This window comes from Rothia sp. HSID18069, assembly GCF_003989155.1.
Classification (GTDB): domain Bacteria; phylum Actinomycetota; class Actinomycetes; order Actinomycetales; family Micrococcaceae; genus Rothia; species Rothia aeria.
The window spans coordinates 997,542-1,023,296 of sequence record NZ_RBMG01000001.1; the positions used below are offsets into that span (position 1 = coordinate 997,542).

Here is a 25,755-nt window from a genome sequence, read left to right on the forward strand (position 1 = left end):
AGTCGAATATGCCAGAAAATAAATATGCAATTCATTCTGAAAACGATAAAGAACTCGCAAAAAGGTTATTAGAAAAATCCAAAGAAGCATTTCTTCTTTCCATTGAGCTTATGAATAAACCAACAATTAAATACCGCTCAGAAGCATGTTCCATTTTTCTCTGCAACGCATGGGAACTTATGCTCAAATCCCACTTAATAAAGAAACATGATGGAAAGAAAATATTCTATACAGATAACCCAAATAGAACTATTTCACTCGAACAATGCGTTAGATTTTCTTTCTCAAACTTAAAAGATCCAATCGTTCAAAATCTAAATCAAATTATCGACCTTAGAAATACAAACACACATTTTATCGTTGAAGAGTATGAACTTATATACGGATCATTAATTCAGGCATGCGTGAATAATTATTCAAATTTGCTATTTACACTACACCAGGAGCGGACATCAGATTTTCTTCCTGACAACTTTTTACTTATATCTGCCCCACGCCAGGATTTTAATGAGGAGGAAATCAGAGTTAAATATCCCCCTGAAACAGTTGAGAAAATAATCAATAGAAATAATTCTATAAACTCATTTTATGAGAAAAACACAGAAGGAAATGCAAAATATTCTCAATCACTAAATACAAATTTTTATATAACGAAGAAAAAATCTCAGGCGGATATATCTGTATCCATCGACGGATCTTCAAATAGCAAAATCCAAAAAATAAATCAAGTTGTACACCCACGCAATAAATTTCCTTACACGCACAATAGGGCAATAGATGCCATAAATAATAAACTTGCAAAAGATGGTGTATCTTTAGTCTATAAGGATCGACATGGCAGTAGATTTAACAGTTACCACTGGCAATTAATTATCCAATTTCATGATATGAAAAATAATCAAGAGTTTTCTTATGATGAATCAAGACCTTTAGAAAATTCAAGGTACTATTACTCACAAAAAGCTGTTGACTGCGCCGTAGAGATAGTTACAAATGAACCAAACTTAGATATCCTTATTGAAAAACTTAAGGAAAAAATTTAGTAATCCTTGAAGGTTATGAGAGTTATCCATTATTAGAGGCCTCCCTCGCAGAGTCGGCGAGGTTCATACCGGGCTGACTAGAACTGGCCCATTATCGCCTTTATCCGCCAACATATCCTTCAGATCCAGGAACCTATCCGGGTTGTGACACCGACGATCGGTGAGTGTTAATGGTGTCCCGTTCAAAGACACAAATAATTTAGTGAGTTAGACCCAAGCCAGCGGTATTTCCCGCTAAATAAACATAACTTGGATGATGGTGAGCCCAGATCTATGGTGAGAAACTAATGGTTTTTGTGTGTGATTGGTGTTTGGTTCTTTCTTTCACCACTATATGTTCTTACAGAGTAGATAGCTGTTTTTTCGTCACACATGCGAGGGGCAAGATGCCCGAAATACAACTCTCCCTAAATATTTTACAGAGACCAACCCCAGGAGCAAAGGAAATTCTCAGCACCAGCCTTACTCCCATTCGGGAACCCAGCTTTTGTCCATCACGAGTTGGCCTCTGTACTCTACACACTACAGCATAATCCACTACGGTTTCCAGCAAGTTCTCATTTTTTGAGATCAGAAGGTACTTCCATCTAGTTTGCTCCAAGGTAGGACTCTCTAGTCTCTAGGTAACAACCCTTGATCAGGTAATACCAGCTTCAATGTCGGTGACAAGAATAAACTTATCAGCATCCTGAGGGTTGTACACTTGAAGCGTATCATCAACTCACCGCACGCGAGGTATGCACACCGATGAGCAACTTTGATTTCCTCACTATCAGCATCCCAGAGGTGCACCAGAACGCTCTCAAAGCAGAAAGCGCCCTGCGCATTGATGCGCCTATGGCCGCAATCTACTCGCGCATCACCCTAGAACAGCTCATCGACTATCTGTACCGGGTACGTAGTATCCCACTACCCTACGGTAAGGTCGATGCAACCCTCAACGACAGATTACGCAACCCCGAGTTCTTGCGTCTCATCACCGTACCGGCTCTCACCACTAAGATGCACCTAATCCGCCGAATCGGCAACGACGCCGCACACGGCAAACGCATCACCCCACAGGCCGCCGCCCAAGCCGTACTAGATCTGCACCATCTACTCATCTGGGCGGTGCGCTACCACTGCCCCCACGAAATAAACATTGACCCCCGCACCGTATTCGACCTCGCCAAGGTGCCGCACATACAAGGCACCGCGCCTAAACCTAAAACGTCAAAAGAGCTCATCCAGCTCGCTGAAGAACTTGAAGAAACCCGCAAAACCCATCAGGCTCAACTCGCCCAAAAAGACACAGAGAACAAGGCCCTACAAGAACGCCTAGCCCAGCTCGAAGAACGGCTCAAACACACCTTCACGGGCACCGCCTCCACAGACATCCGTGACTACGACGAGGCACAAACCCGCGCCGCACTCATCGACTATGAGCTTGAAGTCGCAGGGTGGGATATCGCCGCTAAAAACCTGCGAGAAGTGCCCGTACCCAACATCCCCATCCGCAAAGACGGCACGCTCGGGACAGGAAGCGCAGACTATGTGCTCTGGGGCGTTGACGGTAAACCGTTGGCGGTCATCGAAGCAAAACGCACTAAACGAGACCCGAGCGAAGGGCAATACCAGGCCGAACTCTATGCGCGTGGCCTGTACGCTCAGTACGGGGTGTACCCCGTCATTATCACCACCAACGGCGCAGACCACACCCTCTGGGACAAATGGGAGCACAACCCCAATGGCAAACCCGGCTACCCACCGCGTGCTATCCTGGCGTTCCCCACCCGCGACGACCTGGAGCGCATGCACGCGCGCCGCAACGCCAAGTCCCTCAAAAACGCTCCCATCAGCGAAGCCCTTGTTGACCGCCCCTACCAGATTCGTGCTGTTAGAGCTGTCGGTAACGCCTTTGATGAAGAAAACCGCCGTCGTGCTCTGCTGGTCATGGCAACCGGAACTGGTAAAACCCGCACTTCCATGGCAATCGTCAAAATGCTCTCAGATGCCGGGTGGGTTAAAAACACGCTATTTTTAGCTGACCGTATTTACCTAGTCACCCAGGCAGTGAACGCATTCCGTGGACAATTCAAAACCGAGCTGAGCGTGGTCAACCTGCTCACTGATAAAAACGCCAGTGGGCGCGTGTATGGGTGCACCTACCCAACTATCATGTCCCTCATTGACCAGCGTAAATTTTCGCCCGGGTTCTTTGACCTAATTATTGTGGACGAGGCACACCGCTCTGTCTACGCCAAATACCGGCAAATCTTCGAATACTTCGACTCACTCGTGGTTGGACTCACCGCCACCCCCAAAGATGAAGTAGACAGGGATACTTACGCCCTATTCGAGCTGAATAAAGGCGAACCAACCGACCATTACCCGCTCGAAACCGCCGTGGCTGAAGGGTACCTGGTGCCGCCACGAGGTATTAACCTAGGTACCGAGTTCCTCACCGAAGGGATCCGCTACGACTCCCTCACCGATGAGGAAAAAGAAAAATGGGATCTCATCGACTGGGACGAAGAAACAGACGAAAAACCCACCCACATTGAGCCCCAGCTACTTAACACCTACCTGTTCAATCAGCAAACCGTAGACCATGTGATTAACGAGCTCATGACACGCGGACACCGGGTTGAAAACGGTAATAAACTGGGCAAAACGATTATTTTTGCTCACAACCAGAACCACGCCCAATACCTAAAAGCCCGGTTTGATGCACTCTACCCACACTACGGAGGATCATTCGCGCGCGTAATCACGCACAGCACTGAACGTGCACAGGCACTAATTGATGATTTCTCAGACCCGCAGAAAATGCCACAGGTAGCCATTAGCGTAGACATGCTAGACACCGGTGTCGATGTGCCCGAGGTATTGAACCTAGTGTTCTTCAAAGCAGTGCGTTCGTACGCCAAATACTGGCAGATGATCGGGCGTGGAACTCGCCTATGCCCCGATATATTCGGGCCCGGCGCACATAAGCAAGACTTCCTGGTATTCGACTGCTGCCGAAACATTGAGTTCTTCAACAATGAGCTTGCCACCACCGAAGGAACCATCCAAAAATCGCAGGCGGCCCGCACCCTCGAAACCACGCTGGCGTTATTAACCGCTCTCGACTCCCCCGGGAATAGTCAGGTGGCAGAAGCCGACTACCAGGTGCTACGGTCCGCAGTGGTACAGCAGTTGCGCGGGTTTGTCTGCTCGTTAAATACTGAAAGTCCGTTCGTTCGTAAACACCTTACCGCTGTTCAGGCCCTCAGTAGTGAAAACGTGTGGTCAACTAAGCTGGATGCGCAGAGTCAGGCACATGTGCTCTCCCTTGCAGAGCTCGGCGGCAACATTGGTGATGGTAGCCCTGAAGCACGCACTTTCGACCTCACGGTACGTACTCTACAGTTAGATCTGGTCGAAGGAAATAGTGCTGCGGCCGCTAAACGTCTAGAGCGTATCCGCGATATTGCGGTGGCGCTCACCGAATTGATTGACAGGGTTCCCGCCATTGAAAAGCAGAAAGCGCACCTTGACTATGTGCTCTCAGAGGCATGGAACGAGCAAGTGTCCCTCGCGCGCCTTGAAGCTATCCGTGAAGACGTACGCGGCATTATTCACCTGCTGCCTAAGCACGAGCGAAAAGTGTTCTACACAGATTTTGCTGACACCACATTCGAAAGTGTAGAAGCCCAGATTCAGACTAATACCACCGGCACTGTGGATCCCACAGAATTCGAAGCAAAAATAGCTCACCGTATGCGGACACTTATGGGCATGGCTGTGGTGCAAAAAGCTCGGGACGGATATGCCCTCACCGAAGAAGACGAACAAGAACTAGACGCCGCGTTCGTGGCATCCGGTGAGTTCACAGTTACTGACATTCTTACGATGCATGAATCCCACCCGAACCTTGGGCTATTCCTGCGGTCAATAATGGGAATGAGCCTTGAAGCAGTTCAAGAACACCTCAAAGTTTTTATCCAAGAAGATGCAACGGAAGAACAAATACGCCTCGTCACCATGCTGACAGATGCACTTGTTAAGCATGGTACCGTTGAGCCTGCCTCAATCTTTGGGGAACCCTATGTGGATACCCGCCAGCTAGATTACACGTGGCTAGGAGATGTTGCAGCAACTGTGCAAGCTCTCAACCAGGGCATACCTCAAAATACATAAAAATACATGTAATCCGCTTAAATACATGGTTTTATTCACATAAACATGTTGCCCACCCGGTCTGCAGAATCCGGGTGGGCAACATGTTTATGTTCTTCGGGTGTATTGCAGGGGTTCAGCTATTACCGTAACGCCCGGTGTGCTTGGTCGAAGAAGTCACGCTCGTACAGACATGCGCTCATATACGCTTGGGCAGCAGCAACACGCTGACTGGGGGAAGCCTGCTCGAATGCTTCCTCAACAACCGCCACGCAGCGGCGCACATCTGCAGCGAACTCTTCGCCGCCATACACCGAAATCCAGGCATTATACGGGTGTTCCTCGTGGGTTTTCCCCAAGAGCCGGTAACCGATCTCAAGGTACAGCCAGTAGCATGGAAGCGCCGCAGCTGCGCCCACCACATAATCCTCGCCAGCGGCAGTAGCACGTAAAAAGTTCGTGTACCCCATTGTCACTGCCGAAGGTGCACCGCGCCGAATACCGCCCTGCTCCGCGGGAATAGCAGGATGCGCCGCCAACCATTCATCGTGCAGAAGCGATTCCTCAACAATCGCCGCCTGAGCGCCCGCCGCCCAATGCACCTGTCCCTGCGATGAGCTGGCACGTGCCGAAAGAGTAGCTAAGGCGCGAGAATACTGGGCAAGATACTGCGCATCCTGGTCAAGGTAGAAGCCGAATAAATCCTCGTCAAGCGTGCCGTCGCCCAGCCCGCGAATAAACGGCAAATCGAGAATGTCTCGCCAAATATCACCGGTGGCTTCCCACAGGGCGGCGGTCCACGGGCCCGCCGGAGTTACCTTCGGCTCTGGGGGTTTCTGCTGCGCGGGTTTCACCAAGTTTTTGGGGTTCTCACCTGTAAGCTCTTCAGCAGCATACAAGTGTTCCCACGGTTTCGTATCGGCTGCACGCTCCAAACGGCGAGCGCGTGTCTGATGATCAACCGGCCCGTGGCCCTGCCCGTTGCCCACGTGCAGTGCCTCACCCGCGATAATAGCTTCGTTGAGCCACCGGGTGCTCCATGCCAGCGCATTCGTGAGTACTCGCGCGTTCAGTTCATTATTGCCGTTCACAAGGGCAAGTCCAAGGCGGGTAGCAAGACTTGATGAGAGCGAGCACCCTGTGCCGTGGGTGTTCTTCGTTTGAATGCGGGCAACAGCCACATGTGTATGAGTTCCATCAGGGAAAACAGCCGAGTTTCCGGCGTCCTCCCCCGTCAAATGGCCGCCCTTAACAATCACGATCGTGCCGGTGCTCCCGGCAAGCTGGGCTGCCTGGTTGTGAGCCTCCTCCAAAGTCTGGGCAGGGTTGCTCTCACAGAGCACCGCGAGTTCGGCGATATTCGGGGTGATAACATCTGCCTGCGCCACCAATTCACGCAGTGCCTGCTCGGCGTCTTGACTAATCAGGCGGTCACCGCTGGAGGCAACCATCACCGGGTCAAGTACCACCACTGGTACCGGATGTTCTGCAAGCCAGGTCTTGACGGTGGTGATGGTTTCGACATCGCCGAGCATACCGATTTTAACGGCATCCACAGTCACATCGTCGAAAACTGTCGCGAGCTGTTCCTCTAAAAATTTGGTAGGTGGAGCAAAAATGCTGCGAACCCCCTGTGTGTTCTGTGCGACAAGCGCGGTTGTGGCGCACATACCGTAACCGCCGCTTGCGGCAATAGATTTGAGGTCAGCCTGGATTCCAGCACCGCCTGTGGGGTCGGTTCCGGCAATGGAAAGCACACGAGGTATCGATGTGTCTAGTAGCGTCATAGCTATAGTCTCCTTGGGGCGGCACGGCATCGCTGCTGGCGCACCACAGTATAAAAGAATGGTTGTTCGGTGTTTGAGAAATAAGATTTAAGGCTGCTCTGCCATGGTTCGATATCCCTTCGCTAGTTCTAACTAGAGCAGGTTCAATGGGTATTTCTCAGCCCGCGCCACGGCATCATATCGTGTATACCGGTGGGTTCGGGGCACCCCATATCGCTTCTTCACTCTAACACACCCACTACTGGGGTGCCGCAGGTGCACCGTAATATATGGGCGCAGGGTATATGTGGGCCTTATTGTTTGGTCGCGCCGCTAGGTCAGCTCAAAAATCTCGGTTGGGGTGCCTTCGGCAGTGATTTTCCCATCCTCCAGCAGCACAGCACGGTCAGCGAGGGAGGCGATACGCGCATCATGGGAAATAATCAGTACGGCACGGTCAGCTAAGACCGCGCGTAAAGATTCGGTCGCATCCACCAGCTCAAGCTGCGTGGTCGATTCATCAAGGATCACCGCGTGCGGGTTTGCCAGTACGATGCGTGCCAGCGCCAGCTGCTGCACCTGGTCACGGGTCAGCTCAAAATCGCCGCCGCTGATCTGCGTGTTCAACCCCTTAGGGAGGGTGCGCCACCAGCGGGCACCCACCGCATCTAGGGTGTGGCCGATCTGCTGCTCGGTGGCTTCTGGGGCTACGGCGGTGAAATTATCGGCGACCGTACCGAAAAAGATGTGGGCCTCTTGGGTGCATACAAGCAGACGGGGACGGCCATCCACATGCGCATCAGTGGGGAAATCACCGTTCCCTACGGGCTTGCCGAGCACCCTGATGGTGCCCTCTCGTGCGGTGAGCGAGCCGCCGATCAGCCGTGCCAGGGTGGTTTTTCCTGACCCGGAGCGGCCCACCAACGCCAGGCACTCCCCGCGTGAGATGGTGACGTTAATGTTTTCCAGCACAAACGCCTGGGAGGAGTACCCGTACGACACCCCACGGCATTCGATGGCGTGCGAGAAGTGCCCGGCGGCTTCGGCTCGTTCAATAAGGTGCGTATCGACGGGCGCCTCATTCGGGTTGGAGCGCAGCTTCTCGCGGGCTGCGTTGCGTTCTGCGGTGCGTTTTTCGCGTTGTGCTTTCGCCAGGTTGACCACGCCGAAGACGCGCCCCATGTTCACCAGCATCAGACGAATATTGTTAGTGTGATGCCCCAGAATATCTGCCATAACGCGCAGGCTAAACACCATAATGGAGGCGGTGGCCACCGCACCCCAACTGGCCCAGCCTTGCATGACGCAGAAGCTGCCCCACAGCAGGCACACAATGGTGGGAAACCAGGCGTTGAGGGCATCAAGTACGTAGAACCTTTGGCGTAGGCGCTGCATTTGGAGGGTCGCCTCGAACCGGTGCCTGTTCCCGTCATCGAAGACTTTCTCACGGCTTGAGTGCACCCCGAGTTCACGGATGGTGGCGGCACCGCGCACGTTTTCGGTGAGCACACTATTGAGTTCACTCGTGTTTTCTTGCACGACCTGGTTTTTCTGCGCCATACGCGGCAGGTAGTGGCGCATGAGCACCGCGAGCCCCACAATCATGGGAAGGAAAATAAGGCTCATGGGTATGCTCAGTGTTGCGAGTGAGGCCATTGAAACAACAAAGTAGAGCACCACGAACAGGATTTCGAGTAGATCGAAGCTGACCGCGTTGGAGGCCGAGGAGAGATCGTCGGTTACGCGGGTGAGCAGATCGCCACTGCCGGATTCTTCGACGGTGCGCGCGTCAAGGTCAAGGGCGGCGTCAATAGTGTCGATGCTGGCTTCTCGGGTGACGAGCGCACCTAGCCGGGATGCACTGTACATGGCGATGCAGATTAGTATTGCCTCCGCAAAGGTTGCCGCGAAAATAATCATTAGCGGCTTCCACGGGTATTCCGTGTATTTCCCAGCGACCACCTCATCGACTACAGCCCCGATCTGCAGGGGCACGACCGCGCCCATCACACTGGCGAATAGGTATATGCAGAAGGTGAAAGCTGCCCTGCCCTTGTGGTGGATAATATATGCGCCCATCATGCGGGCTACTGCTTCGGGCGGTTCGGTGGGTAGTTTAGCCACGGTTCACCTCCTGTTTCTTGGGTTTGTCGGTGGTGCTTGAAGGTTTGATGGTGCCATCGTCTTCTACAACCACGTACCCGTCGCGTTCAATACGGCGCACCACTTCGGCGGTGGTTGAGACGATGTATATTTTTGCTATTTTTTCGAGCAGCCCCGGTTGGCCCACGTGCTGCTCTAAATGGTCGTAGATGTAGCGTTGGCTGGGCTCATCAACTGAGTTGAGGGGTTCGGTGAGTACGAGAATCTGGGCGTCTTGGGCGAGAGCACGGGCTAGTGCTAAACGTTGGCGCTGCCCGCCCGAGAGGTTAGCCCCTTCACTGGTGATGCGGGCAGCATAGTAGTCGTCGGGGTCGAGCCCGCCTAACCGGTGCGCAATTTCCCGGGAATCGGTGATCTTGAGCAAAAATTCGTCTTTTGCACGGGCGGCTTCTGCGGTGGCGGGCGGCACGGTCCCTAGGCGTAGGTGCTCTTGCAGGGTTCCGGCGAAGATCATGGGGTTTGATTCACTCAGAAGCACACGCTCTTCCGTTTGAGTGTTGTGCGGGGTGGGTGTCTCTACGCTATTGCCGGTTCGTAGTGCTGCGGTGAGCGCCTGCGCATAGTCTTGGGCGGTCATATTGTGCGCACGCGGGTTAATGTAGATGATGTGCTGGTTGGCTGCTTGCGCTGATACTTCTCGCACCCGCACACGGGTGGTGCTTTCGTGGGCGTTGGCCTCTGCCTGTAGTTCCTCCATTTCGGTGTCTGTGCGCGGTTTTTTCAGCACACCTTTTCGAACACCCGCATACCCTTCAAGCCGAGCTATTTTTGCCAGACCAATTTTTGCGTACCGCCATTCTGTGATGAAGTTTTGGGAGATCCAGATGGGGCCGCCCATCATGGAGATAATGGAGGCAACAGTCACCAGGGATGCGGCGTGCACGTCAGGCACCCAGCGTCCTTCTTCAACATGGCCGGTAAGTGCGAACCCCACACCAAGCAGGGTGACTATGCCGGTGAGGAGTACGCGTACGAAAAACATCCAGCGGCGGATACGTTCATAAGCCATGAGGGAGTCGAACACTGCGTTAGCACCTTCACGGTAGCGTGCCCGCATTTGTTGTTCGGCCCCTAACCCGGTGATAGTGCGTAACCCGGTGGCGATGTCTGAGGCACGGGATGAGTTCTCTCCATCTTTAGTGCGGTATACACCCACCCTGTTCTCCAGGAATTTAGAGTACTGGATGAGCGCACCAACCACGATGAAAGTTCCGACGAAGGTAATAATGGCAGTGAGCGGACTAATGAGCCACAGCATTACCGCACCCATTGCGGCAACAATAATAGCGTTGGCGAAGAGCGGCACGGAGAAAAAGAGGTTAGTGACGCGCCGGATGTCTTTCGTCATAACGGTGACCATCTCACCGGGGTCTGCTTTCGCGAGGGAACGCCCCAGCAGACCATTCACATAGGTGCGCCAGTCCCGGTCGAGTTCCGATCCAAATCTGAGGGAAGCGCCCCACCCGAAGTACTCATTGGCTGCAATCACCATGATAGATGCTACAACCACCCAGAAAAGCGGCCATGCAACTGCGGTGTTGCCAACGATCTGCTGGTTAATGAAAACGCCCACAATAACGGGTATAAGGACGGCGCCCACACCCGCCGTGGTTTCGCCTACCATGGGAATCACCCAGCGGTGCCAGGGGTAGCGGTACCCTGGCGGGGTTACCCGTAATGACACCCTGTTTTTCAGCTCGTCTGCGGCGGGGGCTTTTACGGGATGCTGGGGTGTGTTTTCTGCGTCTGTGTGGGTGTGTGCTGTTTTTTCTGTGGTGTTTTGTTCTGCTGATTCCGCTGTTTCTGTCATTATCGTATTCGCTATCTGCCGTCCCCTCCGTATACATTCAGTAAATACAGATGGTAACATATTTATTCTATATGTGTTGTATATTACACTACAGTGTGCGGGGTTTCTACGCTTTACAGCAGATACTGCACTTACCAACAGCATGAAAGGATTAGAACATGCGCAGACTTTTTGTTATCTTCGGCCACCAGGCTATAGACAGTATTTTTCCCAGCCCCACACTAGATTGGCGCTCTTACATCATTGACATGGGAGATTTCCGTTCCCTCTATGGAAGTGTTGGTTTTTCTTTCGAGGGCAGGCTAACCACGCTGACCGATCGTGCCCGCAAACTCGCCATGACGGCTATTTACGGTGCTATTGAATCAAAAATGACGATGGGTGAAACAATTTTTCTGCGCGGAGATTTGACGGGGCTCTCAACTATCGACTCCCCCGATACACTCACCACTAAAGACGTTAAAGGTGTCATCAGACTGGCTAGGGCCTACGACTACACCGTTCATCTAGTAGATGCGCACCATAAAAATTCCCCAAACCCCACGGATACTAATAGTGCCTTTGATTGTGTATGGGAACAAAAACCAGACCGTAAGATTATGCGTGACTGGGTGAATATGCACGACATTGTCCAGATACTCACCGTAACGCCGCACGACCTTTCAGAGTATGAACGCATTGTCCTTGTAGGCGATATTCAAGGTGCAGGTGATGAGCTTCAAGAGCTTATTGCCAAAGTTCCGGGAGGGCTAGATAGCCCCCACAATTTCTGGATATTTGTGGGTGATCTGTTCGACCGGGGCACCACCCCGGTGACGGTGTATAACACTCTGCTGCCTGAACGCAAGAATGTGGTGATTGTACAGGGTAACCATGAGATCGCGGTGCGGCGTGCCTCATTAGGTACTTTTAATTACGATAAACCAGATGACACGATCGAGACTCTGCGGCAGCTTGAAGAAGCTGGCATTACCAAACGAGCAGTGCGTGAAGAGCTTATTAACCGTTCGGTGCCGTTCTTCGCATTTACCGTGGGCGCCCGGGAGCATTGGGTGAGCCACGGTGGTGTTATTCCCGCTGTGCTGGATGCGGTGACGGCGGCACCTGGCCGGTATGTGACGGGGCTGCTCGCCGACGAGGTGTTGTGCCGTGGTACGAATAATACGGAGCGGGCGCTGTACGGCAAAACGAATTACCGGATGTTCGCAGACGAACTGGATACGGCCTGCGCTCGCCGCGATATTGTGCAGTGGTTCGGTCACCGGCATGAGAAACGCATGGAGGGTATGTCACCCCTAGATTTTGAGGCAATCCGTCCCCTGGAGTCCGGTGTGGAGCATCGCGGAGGGTTTCTCACGGCAGTTATGCTAAGCAATAATGGCGCAGTCGAAACACTCATCCGTGTGCCCTCTACTTCTACGGTCAAGCCGTTCCGCTAGCATCTTCTGCCGGGGCCAGTATCCTACTATGCACCACGGTACAGCGTATCCTCTACTCCCCGGTCAGCGAGTTCTTGCGCTAACGCCGCAATTTTTTCCGGGGTTACGTCGTGAATATCCGTTGCGGTTTCAAGGAGTATTCCCTGATGCAGGGGGTTGCCTAAGTCGCTGATTAGTTCGCATACCGCCGGTTCACTGAAATACGTCTTCCACCCTAGAGAGGGTGTGTACGCCTCTCTCTTCGGTACAGCACGTAACCAGGCAGTTGTTGTCCATGTCGCTAAGTGCGGTGACCAGCAACGAATAATTGTTTCAAGCAGCTGTTGACCGGATTCAAGAGTGAGTTCTCCCTGTGAAGATTCTGGTACTTTGGGGTCTCGCCAAAATTTGATCAGGACAAAGTTTTTAAAATTCTTATTGTCGGTTTGTATTCCTACGCATCCTTGGACAATTATTGGGAGCGGCCCCAGATATTCAAGGTTAAAGTAGTACCCAAATGAGGCGTCTGCATCTGGAGTTTTTGCGCCCTCTAGCTGGCCCAATAGCAGATCAGTCAGTCCGGGAGTAGAATTTTCAACATTGGCCCCTAGCCGCTGAGGAGCTTCACGCATAATACGCCAATGTCCACCCGGGTACAATGACTCAAACGAGGTCATAAAGTGGTGAAGTTCTGACACGCAATCATCAAGAGTATCTTCCCTTGCGGTCGCCCAGTATCCCGTTATTTTTGTATCCTTCAGGGATATGTCCATCACTATATTGTGTGCTCCTTGTCGGAAAAGAAAATAACCACACGTCGCTATACGCAAGTCTAACAGTCGGCGGATTTCGGCTAGCGTAGATTGACCATACGCCCAAGTTTTCTGTGGCCTATCTACTTTGTATGCTGCGACAGCTACCAATATTGTGCGCATCGCTGATTTTGACGGATTCTGCCAATTCTCTGCCCCTAAACTCGGTAAAATTGAAGCACCATGAGCATTCTTGAATACCTTTCCCCCAAACTCGCGGAGAATCCCGGAGATTACAACCGGCGCGACTACACCGGCAATCCGCTCACCCCGGATGAAATCTATGAGGCGTTCACCGAGTGGATCTCCAGCCGAGGCATGACGCTTTACCCAGCCCAAGATGAAGCAGTCTTGGAAATTGCGGCGGGACATAACGTGGTGCTGGCAACCCCCACCGGGTCGGGTAAATCTACAGTGGCGGTGGCGGCGCATTTTACCGGTTTGGCAACTGGTCAGCGTTCCTACTACACCGCACCCATTAAAGCGCTTGTTTCCGAGAAGTTCTTTGATCTTATCGAGATTTTTGGTGCCGAAAATGTCGGCATGATTACCGGGGATTCGGCTATTAATGCGGATGCCCCCATTATCTGCTGTACCGCCGAGATCCTGGCGAATATTACTCTGCGCGAGGGCAAGGCCGCAGATGTCTGCCAAGTCATTATGGACGAGTTCCATTTCTACTCTGACCCGCAACGCGGCTGGGCATGGCAGCTGCCGCTTTTGGAGCTTCCGCAAGCTCAATTCTTGCTCATGAGCGCAACCCTGGGCGACACCACACGCTTCCAGGAAGAGATGACGGCGCTCACCGGTCGTGAAAGTGTGCTGGTTGCCAGTAGCGAGCGCCCAATTCCGCTTCATTTCTACTACTCGACCGACCCCATTCAGGAGGCGGTTCAGGAGCTTGTGCAGACTAAGCAAACCCCCGTCTACATTGTTCATTTCTCCCAGAAGGCCGCCTTGGAGCAGGCAAACGCGCTGCTGCCGGTAGCTATTGCTTCGAAGGAGGAGAAAGAGCGGATCGCGCAGCTTATTGCGAAGTTCAGGTTCGGCCCGGGTTTCGGCAAGGCGCTGAATAAACTGGTGCGGGCTGGTATTGGTATTCACCATGCGGGAATGCTCCCTAAATATCGTCGCCTTGTGGAGCAGCTTGCGCAGGCTGGATTGTTAAAGGTGATTTGCGGTACCGATACTTTGGGCGTGGGCATTAACGTGCCTATTCGCACTGTACTTATTACGGCCTTGTCGAAGTTTGATGGGTCGAAGAACCGCCGTCTGCGCGCACGTGAGTTTCACCAGATCGCGGGGCGTGCCGGTCGAGCTGGTTTTGATACCGCCGGTACCGTGGTGGTGCAGGCGCCCGAACACGATATAGAAAATGCGCGCCTGTTGGCCAAAGCGCAGGCGAAGTTCGGTGACGATACGAAGAAGATTATTCAGTCACTGTCGTCTAAGCGCAAGAAAGCGCCGGAAGGTTTTGTGGGGTGGTCGGAGAAGACCTTCGATCAGCTGGTCGCAGCAGAGCCTGAGCCGCTGACCTCTTCGTTCGATATCACCCACTCAATGCTTTTGAACCTGATGCAGCGCCCGCAGAATCCGGTGGTCGCAGCCTACCGCATTCTTCAGGAGAATCATGAGCCGCCGCAGCGTCGTCGGGAGCTTTTGCGTAAAGCCGTTGGTATTTATAAGGAGCTGCTGACTGGCGGGGTTATTGAGCGTACAGATACCCCGGATGAGCATGGTTCATACCTGCGGCTGACCGAGGATTTGCAGGATAACTTTGCGTTGAATCAGCCGCTTTCGGCATTCGCAGTGGCAGCTATTGAACTTTTGGATCCCGATTCCTCCAGCTATGCGTTGGATGTTCTTTCACTGATTGAGGCAACTTTGGAGCCACCGCACCTGGTGTTATACGCGCAGGAGCGTAAGGCTAAGAACGAGCTTTCAGCGCAGCTGAAGGCAGACGGTGTGGAGTATAACGAGCGTATGTATGAGCTCGATCAGGTAACCTACCCTCAGCCTCTCGCAGAGTTGATCGAGCAGGCGTACAGTACGTATCAGCAGTCGGCCCCCTGGGTGGCGCGCTTTGAACCTCACCCGAAATCTGTGGTGCGTGATATGTACGAGCGCGCTATGGGTTTCAACGACTTTGTACAGTACTATGCGTTAGAACGTGGCGAGGGTGTGTTGCTGCGTTACCTTTCGGATGCATATAAGGCGCTGCGGCAAACGGTACCCGAGTCAGCCGTCAACGATGATCTTGCAGAGATTATTGAGTGGCTGGGCGAACTAGTGCGCCAAACCGACTCATCGCTGGTGGACGAGTGGGAGAAACTTGCCGCTGGCGAAGATGCTGCATCCTTGGCAGCTGATCGTGCCGCCGCCGAGCTTGAAGATGATACTCCCCCAGCCGTCACGAAGAATGTACGCGCGTTCCGGGTGATGGTGCGCAATGCTCTCTTCCGCCGTGTGGAGCTTTTCGCTGATGAGCGAGATCGCATACTTGGGGAGCTAGATGAGGTTTCAGGATGGGATGCTGACGCATGGGCGGATGCAATGGACGACTATTTTGACGCTTACGACGATATTTATACGGATGCTGAGGCCCGCTCCCCTAAGCTCGTTCAGATTGACGATAATGTGCGGGAGCATCCTGGTGTATGGAAAGTACAGCAGACCTTTGCTGATCCTGAGGACAACTTCGACTGGGGTATTCGGGCGGAGGTGGATCTTGCTGCTTCCGATGATGCTGGTTACCCAGTTTTGAAGATTTTGAGCGTGGGTGAATTCTAGATTTAGCAATAATGTACCTAAATAGGCATTTGTTGCATGTCTTACTATAGGTAAATAAAATTTTAAACATGTGATGAAAGGGAAGGATGTATCCGCTCTCGCATCTTCCTGACGTGCTCTTTTGTGTTTCTCATGACTCATTGGGTGGTGGTTTGGTTCTTATGCTCCCTTTCCCTGTTTTTCCGGTAATGAACCTGGTGCAGGTTGAACTGTAGCCGGAGGATATACTCGGCATATGCTTGGGTTTTTGTTGAATAGCCGGGGCTTTCCCAACGGTTTTATGACCGTTGTACAGTCATTCACCACCTCAATTTTAGTGATATGCAACACATAAATAGTGCTATATTCTTCGAGTATTAGACCCTTCTGTGTTATGCAGGTCATATAAATATCTTTATATTTACTCAACAGTTAAACAAAATATGCCTGTTTTTCCAGAAAATCCCGTGAATACTTCAAGATAAACATTCATAATTGACAGATCTTTCAGGGGATTTACGAGAGTTGGAAATTATCTTTTTGTGATGCACACTAGGTATCAGCACAAGGAAAGCACGCGAACACCGGATATTTTATCCGAGCTTTCCTGAATGCCACCAACCCCGTCGTCACCCCGCGGCGGGGTTGTTCTTTTAACACCTAAAGCCAACTGCATACCAACAGTTTCCACCCCACCCCTGAGTGAAAGTATATACACTCCCTCAAGATATAGATTCATCTATATCTAGACTACACGTTTAGTAAAACAAGACCTTCTGAGCACCCCTACCTTTCACACAGAGTGTTGTATTATTCTACTTGCAGAAAATTTATTCACTTACTAGCTGAGACTTCAGCGTGTCGTCAGCACACTACTGAATACCGCACAGCGGCTTATATCGAACACATTTGAAGATTATTTAAACCACAGGGAGAAAGAACATTCATGAAGGGAAATATCTCTAGACGAGGACTGGTCAAAGGTACAGCATGGGCTGTACCTGTAGTTCTCGCGAGTACTGCTGTGCCTGCTCTTGCAGCATCGCACTGCCAACCCGGTATCGTTGTCCCTATTCCTACCAATACTTCCACCGACGGCAGCTCACTCACGCACACCTTCACAGCAACCGATAAAACCCAATCGCTAACCTTCACGATTACCGGCGGCGGCGGAGGGTACGGTGGCGGCGGTTCAGGCTCGGTAACGACCGCTGCTGGCTACGCCACCGACCAGCGGTGGGCTGGGGAATACACGTACGTTAATGGCGAATACCAGGCAGGAGACTACTGGTCCCCCGTGGGCTCAGCTGCGTTCTCCGGGGCTGGCGGTGCGGGAGGGTCGTATCTTGACAACCAACGGGTGTATAGCGGATATATAGCTACCGGAACCTCACCGGGTGTTGCCGGTAGCCGGGTGAATGGCACATCGTTCGCCACCGTCTGCGAGATACAAGACTAGGCAGCCTATGAGCGCGAGGAATACGCTACCAACATAGGAGGTTAAGGCGTGTTCCTCGCGCTTTAGATTGTCCCTATTTTTCACCTGCACTGTACGGTTTTTGGGGATAATGAGAGGTAGACTAAAAGCAGTGTATTCACTACAGAAAGAAGGTTCAACGTTGGCCGTCGCTAAGCTTCCCCAGGTTCAGTACCGTAAGGGCGCAACCACCAAGGTCGATCAGCACGAGATTATTGATCACTGGTTTGAGGTACCGTTAACCCACGGTCTTATTTTTTCTCGTGGCAAAGATGCTGCTCTCTCTTCACGGTTTGCGGATCAGAGCATTAAGATTTTTGCACGTGAGGTTATTAATACCTCAGATACGCTGACTCTTCCCGTTGAGAAACGCCCCTATATTGTGTACCTGCAGGGCGGGCCCGGGTTCGGTTCTCCAAAGACCGGTTCGATCGGCGGGTGGATTGCTGAACTAGCCAAAACGCACCGTGTCATCCTGCTGGATCAGCGCGGTACCGGTATGTCTTCCCCGCTATCTGCCCGTAATATCACCGCCGTTGGTGACGCGCAGCTACAGGCAGAGTATGTGGAGCTGTTCCGTGCGGACTCCATCATTGCAGATGCCGAGGCCGTGCGTGAGGTTCTTCTAGCTGACCGAACCGATAAGCGCTGGTCTACAGTTGGACAGTCCTTCGGCGGGTTCCTCACTCTTTCCTACCTTTCGTTCGCGCCACAGTCCCTACGTGATTCGCGGATTACCGCAGGCCTGGCCCCGATCCGCACCACTGTCGATAACGTGTATGAGCACACCTTCGACCGCATGGCTGAACGCAATAAGGAATACTACAGCTGGTTCCCGGAAGATGCTGCGTTGGCTACCCGCATCGCCGAGCATTTGCGTACCCATGAGGAGTTCCTGCCCACCGGCGAGCGCCTCACCGATCACCGGTTCCAGATGGCGGGGCATTACCTGGGTGGACGCTGGCGTGAACGCGGACTGCACTATTTCCTGGAAACTGCGTTTGCTGAAGGGGATGACCATCTTTCAGACCAATTCCTATCGAGCATGAGCGGTGAGGTGTCGTTCTTGGCGAACCCGCTGTACGCTCTTATGCACGAAACGATTTACGCGGATGGTCCGGCTGACGGTAATCTGCCGGGTATACCTGGTTTCACTGTTTCACCTTCTCCGGCGCCTACGAACTGGGCTGCGGCGCGCGTTGCAGCTAAGCGCCCCGAATTTGCCCCTGATGCTGAGACGCTTTTCTTCACGGGCGAGCATATTTTCCCCTGGTACTACGAGGAGGATCCGGCGCTGCGGCCGCTTGCTGAAGTGGCGCAGCTGCTCGCGGAGAAGAAAGATTGGGGTCGTCTCTACGATCATGAGCAGCTTCACCGGAATGAGGTTCCTGTGGTCGCGGCGGCTTATACTCCGGATATTTATGTGGATTATGAGAATTCCATGGAGACCGCCCGGTGGGTGGGTAACACCCATGTGTGGACGTCGAAGACTCATCACCATGATGGTTTTGGCTCTGACCCGCTGACTATTCTGGGGCATTTGAAGAATATGTTAGCTGAGGTTCACAACCAGTAAGAACCATATTGGGCGCAGAAACCCCTCGTTACCCTCCGGGTGGTAACGAGGGGTTTCTGCGTGGCGGCGTGAGTACCTCGACAGGTTCGCCGCTTCTTCTTCATTTGCTCCTTGGTATAGGTTTACCGGCTGATTTGCTCCTAGTTGGCGACGGTAAAACGGCGTCCAATGTGCTTGGGGGTTTCAGCTTCGTCAATGAGGGCCACCGCAAAGTCTTCTGCGCTGATCGCTTCGCCTGCGGGGTTGTCAAGGGCAGTATTGTATGCGCCGGTGCGCTTGCCGGGGGCAATATTGAATGCGGGTGAGAGCATGGTCCACGTTAGTCCTGAAGATGCACGGTATTCGTCAAGGATTTGGCAGAAGGCCAGTGCCTCGGCCTTGTACTCTTCGGGGAATCCGGCGCTATTGACGAACCGCTGTCCCTTGGCGTCTTTGAGAGAACCCGCACCACCTACAATGAGCAAACGGCCAGAGGGTTTTGCTGCAATAAGTGCCTTGTGTGCTTGGATGACCGGCTCGGCTGATACGCTGCGCCCTGCCGAGACAGCAATAATGGTTACATCATGGCTATTGATGATAGTAACGAGTTCTCCAGTATTGCTCAGATCTACAGCCTTCCCTTCTGCTCCCGCAACGGCCTGACCAGAACGGCTGTAGCCCTCCACCTGGTGGCCCCGTGCGATGGCTTCGGTTACGGTACGTTCACCAACCATCCCAGTTGCACCAATGACTGCAATATTCATTCATATGTCCTTTCGTGTTCCCCGGAATACCTATAGGTTCGAGGGTGTTCTTTCTGTGGGCGGTTCATGTGTTGCGCCAACACAATATATAGTATTCTTTAGATACTAAGTACCTCAAGGTAACTATTGGGGAGTTTTTAAAGTGTCTTCCGCAGCCTACCGCGGGCAAAACTTCACCCTCTACACATAAGGAGAGCATAGAACGATGAGCACCAACACAGAGACGCCCCACACTGACTCCCCCGCTAATATCCTCGCCAGCGCGTGCCCTTCACGAACCGTGATGCGGCATCTCACCGACCGCTGGACCCCAATGATTGTTGCGGCCCTTTCAGAAGAACCCACCGCGCGGTTTAGTGAGCTTAAAGACCGTATTCAAGGTGTCTCTCCCAAGGTGCTCACCCAGACCTTGCGCTCTATGGAGCGGGATGGTCTGGTGACGCGAAAAGTAACGGCCGCCATGCCGCCACGTGTTGATTACGCGCTCACACCCCTGGGCACCACCCTTACCGCACCCATGAATGCGCTACGCCGCTGGGCCCAAGACCATATGACTGAAGTACTCGCCGCCCGAGAAAAATACGACCAGAAAAACGCCCTCTAACGAGCTGACCCAACGCTTGATGCAGGTTAACCAGAAAACTCAAAATAAGGTGAGGTGATGCCGATACCGCGAGCTGCAACCTTCTCTCGCCGGTTCCCCTCTGCTGCAACCGTTATCGTAATCTCCAGATGGTACAGCCCCTCCCGTGCGGTGAAGTTCACCCCGCGGGCCGCAACCTCGGTATTAAACGGCACGGACGTTGTTTTATTAGTATTCTGACCTGATTTTGTTGTGTACGAGTGACCGGTATTACGCACCAGAACCCCGTTGGGGTTACGCAGCTGAATGTCCAGCTTCACGTCCCCTTTACGGCCACCGTGGTTCGTATCTGAGGCTACTACAAAGTACCTAAAAGTGTATTTACACCCCGGTTTCAGCTCCCCTTCACCGTCATCACTGGCAAGGTAGCTTGTCGTGAGGGTAATGACCGCTTTCTCATCGCCCAGGGCCGTTGTCTGAGATATCCAGTATTCTTTACCGTTAATGACTGCTGGCCCATTAGATACAGGTGATGCTAAAGCCCCCGTTGCGGGGTTAGCGATAGCCCATCGGCTGGATCGGGCGAACCCGTGCCCTTCAGCTGTTTGACACCGAGACGCTGCGAAAGCAGGTACGGCGGCAGATGCTAGCACAGCAGGTACCGCCCACGCTACGCCTTTCGTGAGGGTGCGGCGGTTTATTCTCGAATGCTTCTGTATGCTCAACTGGGTTCTGTCTGCTCACTAGTTACGTATGTTTATGCGCTTATTTTGGCCCTGGTTTATGTGATTAATCGCTAAGGTTACTGCCCAATAAATTCAAAGGTTGGGGCAGTGACGCCAATCCCGTCAGCCTGCATATTCCTATCACGCACACCAGCTCCATGGCTATAGTTAACGGGCGCAGTAAGCTTAGCTTCAAAATAGTACATGCCAGCTTTAGGGGTAAACGTGACTGGAGTTGCAGCAGTCACGTACCGAGGTCTCGGCTGTGTTGTACCTGTGGCGGGCAGAATCTTCACGCCCGCTTCTGTGGACTTCGGGTCGGTAGTAAATTTCTGTTCGGTACCGGGAACAGTAAGACCGTCAGGGCCAATGAGCCGAATCTCCAGAGTAGGGTATAACCTGGTGTTCTCTGTGGGGGCAGCACCCCGCATCGATATCAGATCAACTTTAAATCTGTACTTACCGCACCGCGGATTAAAGGCTGCGTCCCCCGTACTGGAGGCCTCATAGCTGCCACGCACTACAGCTATCTGAGGTTTATCCGTACGGGACTTATCGTAATCCACAGTTGATAAAGATGTGAAAAACTCTTGTTGCTGGTACGTGATGGCCCTAAACCCGTCACGAGAGTACAGATTCGCAGAACCGGTATTTTGAAACACCCACCGATTCTTTTCATCGAACTTCAGCGGAGGTTTCGTCTCGCACACCGAACTGGCGTAGGCTGGTACCGCTGCCGAAGCCACGACGGCAGGCGCCGCCCAGCCAACACCTTTAGCGAAAGTACGCCTGTTAAAAGTGCGCGCGGGGATATGTGACATATAAGTCCTCCGTAGGTCTGTGAGTGAATGCGTGTCTGAGAGCTGAGTATGTAGAGGGCTAATGCTGAACCCTCCACAAGCGGCAACGCATATGCGCAAAAATACAACCGCTTCGATAAGTTTACACGTAGTCCAACCCCAAATAAAACTCTCAACTATCAGCAGAGGTATTTTTACCGCATAGGTTTACTGGTAAAGCAAGCCCTTCTTAGGCATGCCCCGCCTGCTGCATCTGACGAAGCTCCTTCTTCAGCTCAGACAGCTCATCACGCAGACGTGCCGCCAGCTCAAACTGCAAGTTCTCGGCAGCAAGGCGCATCTGCTCATTCATCTGCTCAATCAGATCCAGCAGGTCCTCTGCAGGCTCAGCCGCCAGGCCGTCCGCACGTACACGCTCCTGAGCTTTTGCCAAGAGGGCATCTGACTCCGGGGTGCTCGTTGCAATCTTGGCACCCGCACCACCCTTCGTGGCTTTCTTACCGCTCTCAACACTGCGGGCACCACTCTTACCCGCCTTACGCAGCTGCAGCAGTTCGCGAGTATCTTCTTCTTCACGGGCGAGCACATCCGTAATATCGGCAATCTTCTTCCGCAAAGGCTGCGGGTCCAGACCATGCTCACGGTTATACGCCTGCTGAATCTCACGGCGACGATTCGTTTCATCAATGGCAGTGCGCATCGAATCCGTCATCTTATCTGCGTACATATGTACCTGCCCCGAGACGTTACGCGCCGCGCGCCCAATCGTCTGAATCAACGATGTCGTCGAGCGAAGGAACCCCTCTTTATCTGCGTCAAGGATCGCCACCAGCGACACCTCCGGCAGGTCCAGCCCCTCACGGAGCAGGTTAATACCCACCAGCACATCGAACGTCCCCAGCCGTAGCTCACGCAGAAGCTCCACGCGTTTGAGCGTATCCACGTCGGAATGCAAATACTGTACCTTCACCCCGTGCTGCACCAGGTACTCAGTCAAGTCCTCCGCCATACGCTTCGTTAACGTGGTTACCAGCACGCGCTCATCGCGTTCGGTACGTTCACGGATCTGCTCCAACAAATCATCAATCTGACCCTTCGTGGGTTTCACCACCACCTCGGGATCCACCAGGCCAGTCGGTCGAATAATCTGCTCCACATACCCGTCAGCCTGCGAAAGCTCATACTTACCCGGGGTTGCCGACAGGTACACGGTCTGCCCAATGCGCTCCAAAAACTCATCCCACTTCAGCGGGCGGTTATCCATCGCAGACGGCAGCCTGAAACCGTGCTCCACTAGGGTGCGTTTACGCGACATATCGCCCTCATACATGGACCCAATCTGAGGAACCGTCACGTGAGACTCATCAATAATGAGCAAAAAATCATCCGGAAAATAATCCAGCAGACAGTGCGGTGCGCTACCGGCCGCGCGTCCATCAATGTGGCGTGAATAGTTCTCGATACCGTTGCAGAACCCCATCTGCTCCATCATCTCAAGGTCATAGGTGGTGCGCATGCGTAGCCGTTGAGCCTCCAAAAGTTTCCCCTGAGATTCCAGGGCCTGCAAACGCTCCTGAAGCTCATCTTCAATGGAAGCGATAGCCCGGGCCATACGCTCGGCACCGGCAACATAATGGCTTGCCGGGAAAACATACATCTCGGTTTCTTCTCGAATAACCTCACCTGTGAGTGGGTGCAGAGTGTAGATTGCCTCAATCTCATCCCCGAAGAACTCAATGCGAATAGCGTGCTCCTCATACATGGGAATAATCTCGACGGTGTCTCCCCGAACGCGGAACGTTCCGCGGTGAAAGTCCATATCATTACGGGCGTACTGCATAGCCACAAACTGACGCAGCAGGTCATCCCGGTCAATCTCATCCCCTCGTTTGAGGGTTACCATCTGCTCCACATACTCCTCGGGAGTACCCAAACCGTAGATACACGAAACGGTTGAGACCACAACAACATCGCGGCGGGTCAGCAGGGAGTTCGTAGCGGAGTGACGCAGACGCTCCACCTCCTCATTAATAGAGGAGTCCTTTTCAATGAACGTATCTGTCTGCGGCACATAAGCCTCAGGCTGGTAGTAGTCGTAGTACGAAACGAAATATTCGACCGCATTATGCGGCAGCAGCTCACGCAGCTCATTCGCCAACTGTGCGGCAAGAGTCTTATTCTGAACCATCACCAGGGTGGGACGCTGCACCGACTCAATGAGCCACGCCGCCGTGGCAGACTTACCAGTACCGGTGGCACCCATGAGCACAATATCTTTTTCGCCATTCTCCACCCGCTCAGTCAGCTCCGCAATGGCTTTAGGCTGATCCCCGGCAGGTTTGTACTGGCTAACAACCTCAAACGGGGCGACGACTCGGTTAATTTCCTGCGCAAGACTCATATATTCATTCTAATAACCGCCCACACCTTAGTACGCACTGGTTCGTCACGGGCGCACACTCCATACCATTTCTCGCAGAGTGACATAAATTATATAAATTTGACGACAGAAGATAGTCTCCGTCACGTTCTCACTGCTCCACTCACCCACACGTTGGTTGCCCTACAGCGTTAGCCGTTATCAGCGACGTTCCAGTGTGCATCTTAGGGACAGCGGAATCCGAAAGGGTGGGCCGCCAAAAGGTTACTGTACCTTGCGGCCCACCCGCCTTATATTCTGGGCTAACTAGTCGGGTTTGCGCACAGCAGCACCCGATAACCGCATGAATTCCCGAACGGTCATGGGCAGGTACCCGTTAAGCACGCCCATAATAGCAGTGAGGGTGGTATCCTCATCTGCCCCTTCAGGGATACCTACAGCAGGGGTGCTAATGCGCTGCTTATACAAATCCAGGACAGCGCACACGGTGCGGCCAGGCGCATCAAGCACATGAAAATTACCCCGATGATCCACCGGGCGAATGGTCGCCTCCGGGGTTATCATCAAAGACCTTATATCGGGAGCCACCTGTGAGGTAAAGCGTGGTGTGTCAGGGTGCACGGGCGAGCCCTGCGGGGCTTTCCCTGGGTTGTCTGCACTACCAAGCTGTGGGAAGCGCTCCCCCACCCGCGCGGTTACCACTACGTACCGCACGCCCAAGGTCATAGCGCGGTGCACATTAACCTCGGCGTATTCTTCGACACGGTACCCAAGCGTAAGACCGCATCGTATATCGTTCTCCGAGTCCACGCCTTCCTCATCCCAGAAGCAGGAAAAACAGGTATCCTCAACACCCCGTTCAATGGTTTTCACCCGGGCATAGTCGTCATCCAGCAGGAACACCGAAAGCTCATAACCGTCAGGAACCTCCCGCACGCCTGTAGCGCTCAACGCCACTGCCTCATCGCTGCCGCCAAGCCGGAATGGCTCCCACAACGCTGGTGTAAACGGGTTAATCGCCCCGTTCAGCGCGGGGTTGCATGAGGTGGGTGCAGGCTCAGCCTCCATAGGGCGGCAATAGTCTTGGGGAGGCATCTCAACGCTGAAGCCGTCCATCCTGCCCACCAGGCACATTTCAATAGCCAACAGCAGGCGCGCAGCGTGGCTGCGGGTTATTACGGGCGTCTGAATCAGGTGCACCATTCGGAGGTTGTCCATGGATAAACGCTCACCCACCCCACGGGCGGCGTTCGCATACTGATTGTGCAAACGAACCAAGGTTTCTACCGGCAGCTGATCCCCGACCTGCTGAAGAACCGCTGCGACACGCTCAACCTCTGCGGGGAAAGCCCGGCAAATACGGTTCAGCTGTTGAGCGAGTTCACGCGGGCGCCTCGCCAAAACGTTTAACAGTGTATCCAGGTTGCCTTTGTTGTAGGCCTCAAGAATCTGCTCAACGGTTGCGGTGTCAGCCTCTGGCGGGGTATTGGTTTGTGTGCTGTGTTCATAATTGGGAAAGCGCACTAGAAAACTCTCGGCTCTCGGTT

Annotated in this window: 16 protein-coding genes and 1 riboswitch; of the genes, 7 read left to right on the forward strand and 9 right to left on the reverse strand. The window is 53.0% G+C overall.

The features are described 5' to 3' along the window. Positions 1 to 8 precede the first annotated feature (8 nt). Complete coding sequence (locus D8M41_RS04360) at positions 9 to 1,043, forward strand: DUF3644 domain-containing protein (RefSeq protein WP_126926467.1); 1,035 nt, start codon at positions 9 to 11, stop codon at positions 1,041 to 1,043. Positions 1,044 to 1,790: 747 nt separating this feature from the next. Further along, complete coding sequence (locus D8M41_RS04365) at positions 1,791 to 5,207, forward strand: DEAD/DEAH box helicase family protein (RefSeq protein ID WP_126926468.1); 3,417 nt, start codon at positions 1,791 to 1,793, stop codon at positions 5,205 to 5,207. 122 nt (positions 5,208 to 5,329) lie between these two features. On the opposite strand, the gene D8M41_RS04370 is transcribed toward D8M41_RS04365, so the two are convergent. From D8M41_RS04370 to D8M41_RS04380, 3 genes are all read right to left on the reverse strand, one after another. Further along, positions 5,330 to 6,973, reverse strand: coding sequence for a bifunctional hydroxymethylpyrimidine kinase/phosphomethylpyrimidine kinase (locus D8M41_RS04370; protein WP_126926469.1), 1,644 nt, complete (start codon positions 6,971 to 6,973; stop codon positions 5,330 to 5,332). Between the two features lie 97 nt (positions 6,974 to 7,070). Beyond that, positions 7,071 to 7,194: riboswitch (TPP riboswitch) on the reverse strand. Between the two features lie 91 nt (positions 7,195 to 7,285). Beyond that, positions 7,286 to 9,076, reverse strand: a complete 1,791-nt coding sequence (locus tag D8M41_RS04375; RefSeq protein WP_174232408.1) for an ABC transporter ATP-binding protein — start codon at positions 9,074 to 9,076, stop codon at positions 7,286 to 7,288. Beyond that, complete coding sequence (locus D8M41_RS04380; protein WP_126926470.1) at positions 9,069 to 10,925, reverse strand: ABC transporter ATP-binding protein; 1,857 nt, start codon at positions 10,923 to 10,925, stop codon at positions 9,069 to 9,071. The genes D8M41_RS04375 and D8M41_RS04380 overlap by 8 nt, the downstream gene beginning before the upstream one ends. A 158-nt stretch (positions 10,926 to 11,083) precedes the next feature. Between D8M41_RS04380 and D8M41_RS04385 the strand changes: the two genes are divergently transcribed. Further along, positions 11,084 to 12,364 (forward strand): metallophosphoesterase, encoded by a 1,281-nt coding sequence (locus tag D8M41_RS04385; protein ID WP_126926471.1) that lies wholly within the window; start codon positions 11,084 to 11,086, stop codon positions 12,362 to 12,364. Between the two features lie 26 nt (positions 12,365 to 12,390). Here D8M41_RS04385 and D8M41_RS04390 read toward each other — a convergent pair whose 3' ends face one another. Then, entirely contained in the window at positions 12,391 to 13,116 is a 726-nt protein-coding gene (locus D8M41_RS04390) for a hypothetical protein (RefSeq protein ID WP_126926573.1), read from the reverse strand. Positions 13,117 to 13,338: 222 nt separating this feature from the next. Between D8M41_RS04390 and D8M41_RS04395 the strand changes: the two genes are divergently transcribed. The 3 genes from D8M41_RS04395 to D8M41_RS04405 all read left to right on the forward strand — a co-directional run bounded on the left by D8M41_RS04395 (position 13,339) and on the right by D8M41_RS04405 (position 18,977). After that, the gene (locus D8M41_RS04395) at positions 13,339 to 15,945 is read left to right on the forward strand and encodes a DEAD/DEAH box helicase (RefSeq protein ID WP_126926472.1); all 2,607 of its coding nucleotides are present in this window, start codon (positions 13,339 to 13,341) and stop codon (positions 15,943 to 15,945) included. A gap of 925 nt (positions 15,946 to 16,870) precedes the next feature. Beyond that, entirely contained in the window at positions 16,871 to 17,383 is a 513-nt protein-coding gene (locus D8M41_RS04400; RefSeq protein ID WP_126926473.1) for a hypothetical protein, read from the forward strand. A gap of 160 nt (positions 17,384 to 17,543) precedes the next feature. Beyond that, positions 17,544 to 18,977: an alpha/beta fold hydrolase gene (locus D8M41_RS04405; protein ID WP_238693465.1), complete on the forward strand. Its 1,434-nt coding sequence runs from the start codon at positions 17,544 to 17,546 to the stop codon at positions 18,975 to 18,977. Between the two features lie 140 nt (positions 18,978 to 19,117). Here the strand turns inward: D8M41_RS04405 and D8M41_RS04410 are convergent, their stop codons facing one another. Next, positions 19,118 to 19,720, reverse strand: a complete 603-nt coding sequence (locus D8M41_RS04410; protein ID WP_126926474.1) for an NAD(P)-dependent oxidoreductase — start codon at positions 19,718 to 19,720, stop codon at positions 19,118 to 19,120. 205 nt (positions 19,721 to 19,925) lie between these two features. Here D8M41_RS04410 and D8M41_RS04415 point away from each other — a divergent pair, with 205 nt between their 5' ends. After that, positions 19,926 to 20,324, forward strand: coding sequence for a winged helix-turn-helix transcriptional regulator (locus D8M41_RS04415; protein ID WP_126499978.1), 399 nt, complete (start codon positions 19,926 to 19,928; stop codon positions 20,322 to 20,324). 26 nt (positions 20,325 to 20,350) lie between these two features. Here D8M41_RS04415 and D8M41_RS04420 read toward each other — a convergent pair whose 3' ends face one another. The 4 genes from D8M41_RS04420 to D8M41_RS04435 all read right to left on the reverse strand — a co-directional run bounded on the left by D8M41_RS04420 (position 20,351) and on the right by D8M41_RS04435 (position 25,732). Further along, positions 20,351 to 21,028 (reverse strand): hypothetical protein, encoded by a 678-nt coding sequence (locus D8M41_RS04420; RefSeq protein WP_238693466.1) that lies wholly within the window; start codon positions 21,026 to 21,028, stop codon positions 20,351 to 20,353. A gap of 77 nt (positions 21,029 to 21,105) precedes the next feature. Beyond that, the gene (locus tag D8M41_RS04425; RefSeq protein ID WP_126926475.1) at positions 21,106 to 21,849 is read right to left on the reverse strand and encodes a hypothetical protein; all 744 of its coding nucleotides are present in this window, start codon (positions 21,847 to 21,849) and stop codon (positions 21,106 to 21,108) included. A 208-nt stretch (positions 21,850 to 22,057) separates the two neighbouring features. Next, a complete protein-coding gene (gene uvrB / locus D8M41_RS04430; RefSeq protein ID WP_094758117.1) occupies positions 22,058 to 24,229 on the reverse strand; it encodes an excinuclease ABC subunit UvrB in 2,172 nt (723 codons plus the stop codon). 285 nt (positions 24,230 to 24,514) lie between these two features. Beyond that, positions 24,515 to 25,732, reverse strand: a complete 1,218-nt coding sequence (locus tag D8M41_RS04435; RefSeq protein ID WP_006887260.1) for a hypothetical protein — start codon at positions 25,730 to 25,732, stop codon at positions 24,515 to 24,517. Positions 25,733 to 25,755 lie beyond the last annotated feature (23 nt).

Coding starts and splice junctions, on each gene's coding strand:
- D8M41_RS04360 (WP_126926467.1), top strand. CDS start 9: ATGCCAGAAAATAAATATGCAATTCATTCTGAAAACGATAAAGAACTC.
- D8M41_RS04425 (WP_126926475.1), bottom strand. CDS start 21,849: ATGTCACATATCCCCGCGCGCACTTTTAACAGGCGTACTTTCGCTAAA.
- D8M41_RS04380 (WP_126926470.1), bottom strand. CDS start 10,925: ATGACAGAAACAGCGGAATCAGCAGAACAAAACACCACAGAAAAAACA.
- D8M41_RS04410 (WP_126926474.1), bottom strand. CDS start 19,720: ATGAATATTGCAGTCATTGGTGCAACTGGGATGGTTGGTGAACGTACC.
- uvrB (WP_094758117.1), bottom strand. CDS start 24,229: ATGAGTCTTGCGCAGGAAATTAACCGAGTCGTCGCCCCGTTTGAGGTT.
- D8M41_RS04400 (WP_126926473.1), top strand. CDS start 16,871: ATGAAGGGAAATATCTCTAGACGAGGACTGGTCAAAGGTACAGCATGG.
- D8M41_RS04370 (WP_126926469.1), bottom strand. CDS start 6,973: ATGACGCTACTAGACACATCGATACCTCGTGTGCTTTCCATTGCCGGA.
- D8M41_RS04385 (WP_126926471.1), top strand. CDS start 11,084: ATGCGCAGACTTTTTGTTATCTTCGGCCACCAGGCTATAGACAGTATT.
- D8M41_RS04415 (WP_126499978.1), top strand. CDS start 19,926: ATGAGCACCAACACAGAGACGCCCCACACTGACTCCCCCGCTAATATC.
- D8M41_RS04365 (WP_126926468.1), top strand. CDS start 1,791: ATGAGCAACTTTGATTTCCTCACTATCAGCATCCCAGAGGTGCACCAG.
- D8M41_RS04395 (WP_126926472.1), top strand. CDS start 13,339: ATGAGCATTCTTGAATACCTTTCCCCCAAACTCGCGGAGAATCCCGGA.
- D8M41_RS04390 (WP_126926573.1), bottom strand. CDS start 13,116: ATGGACATATCCCTGAAGGATACAAAAATAACGGGATACTGGGCGACC.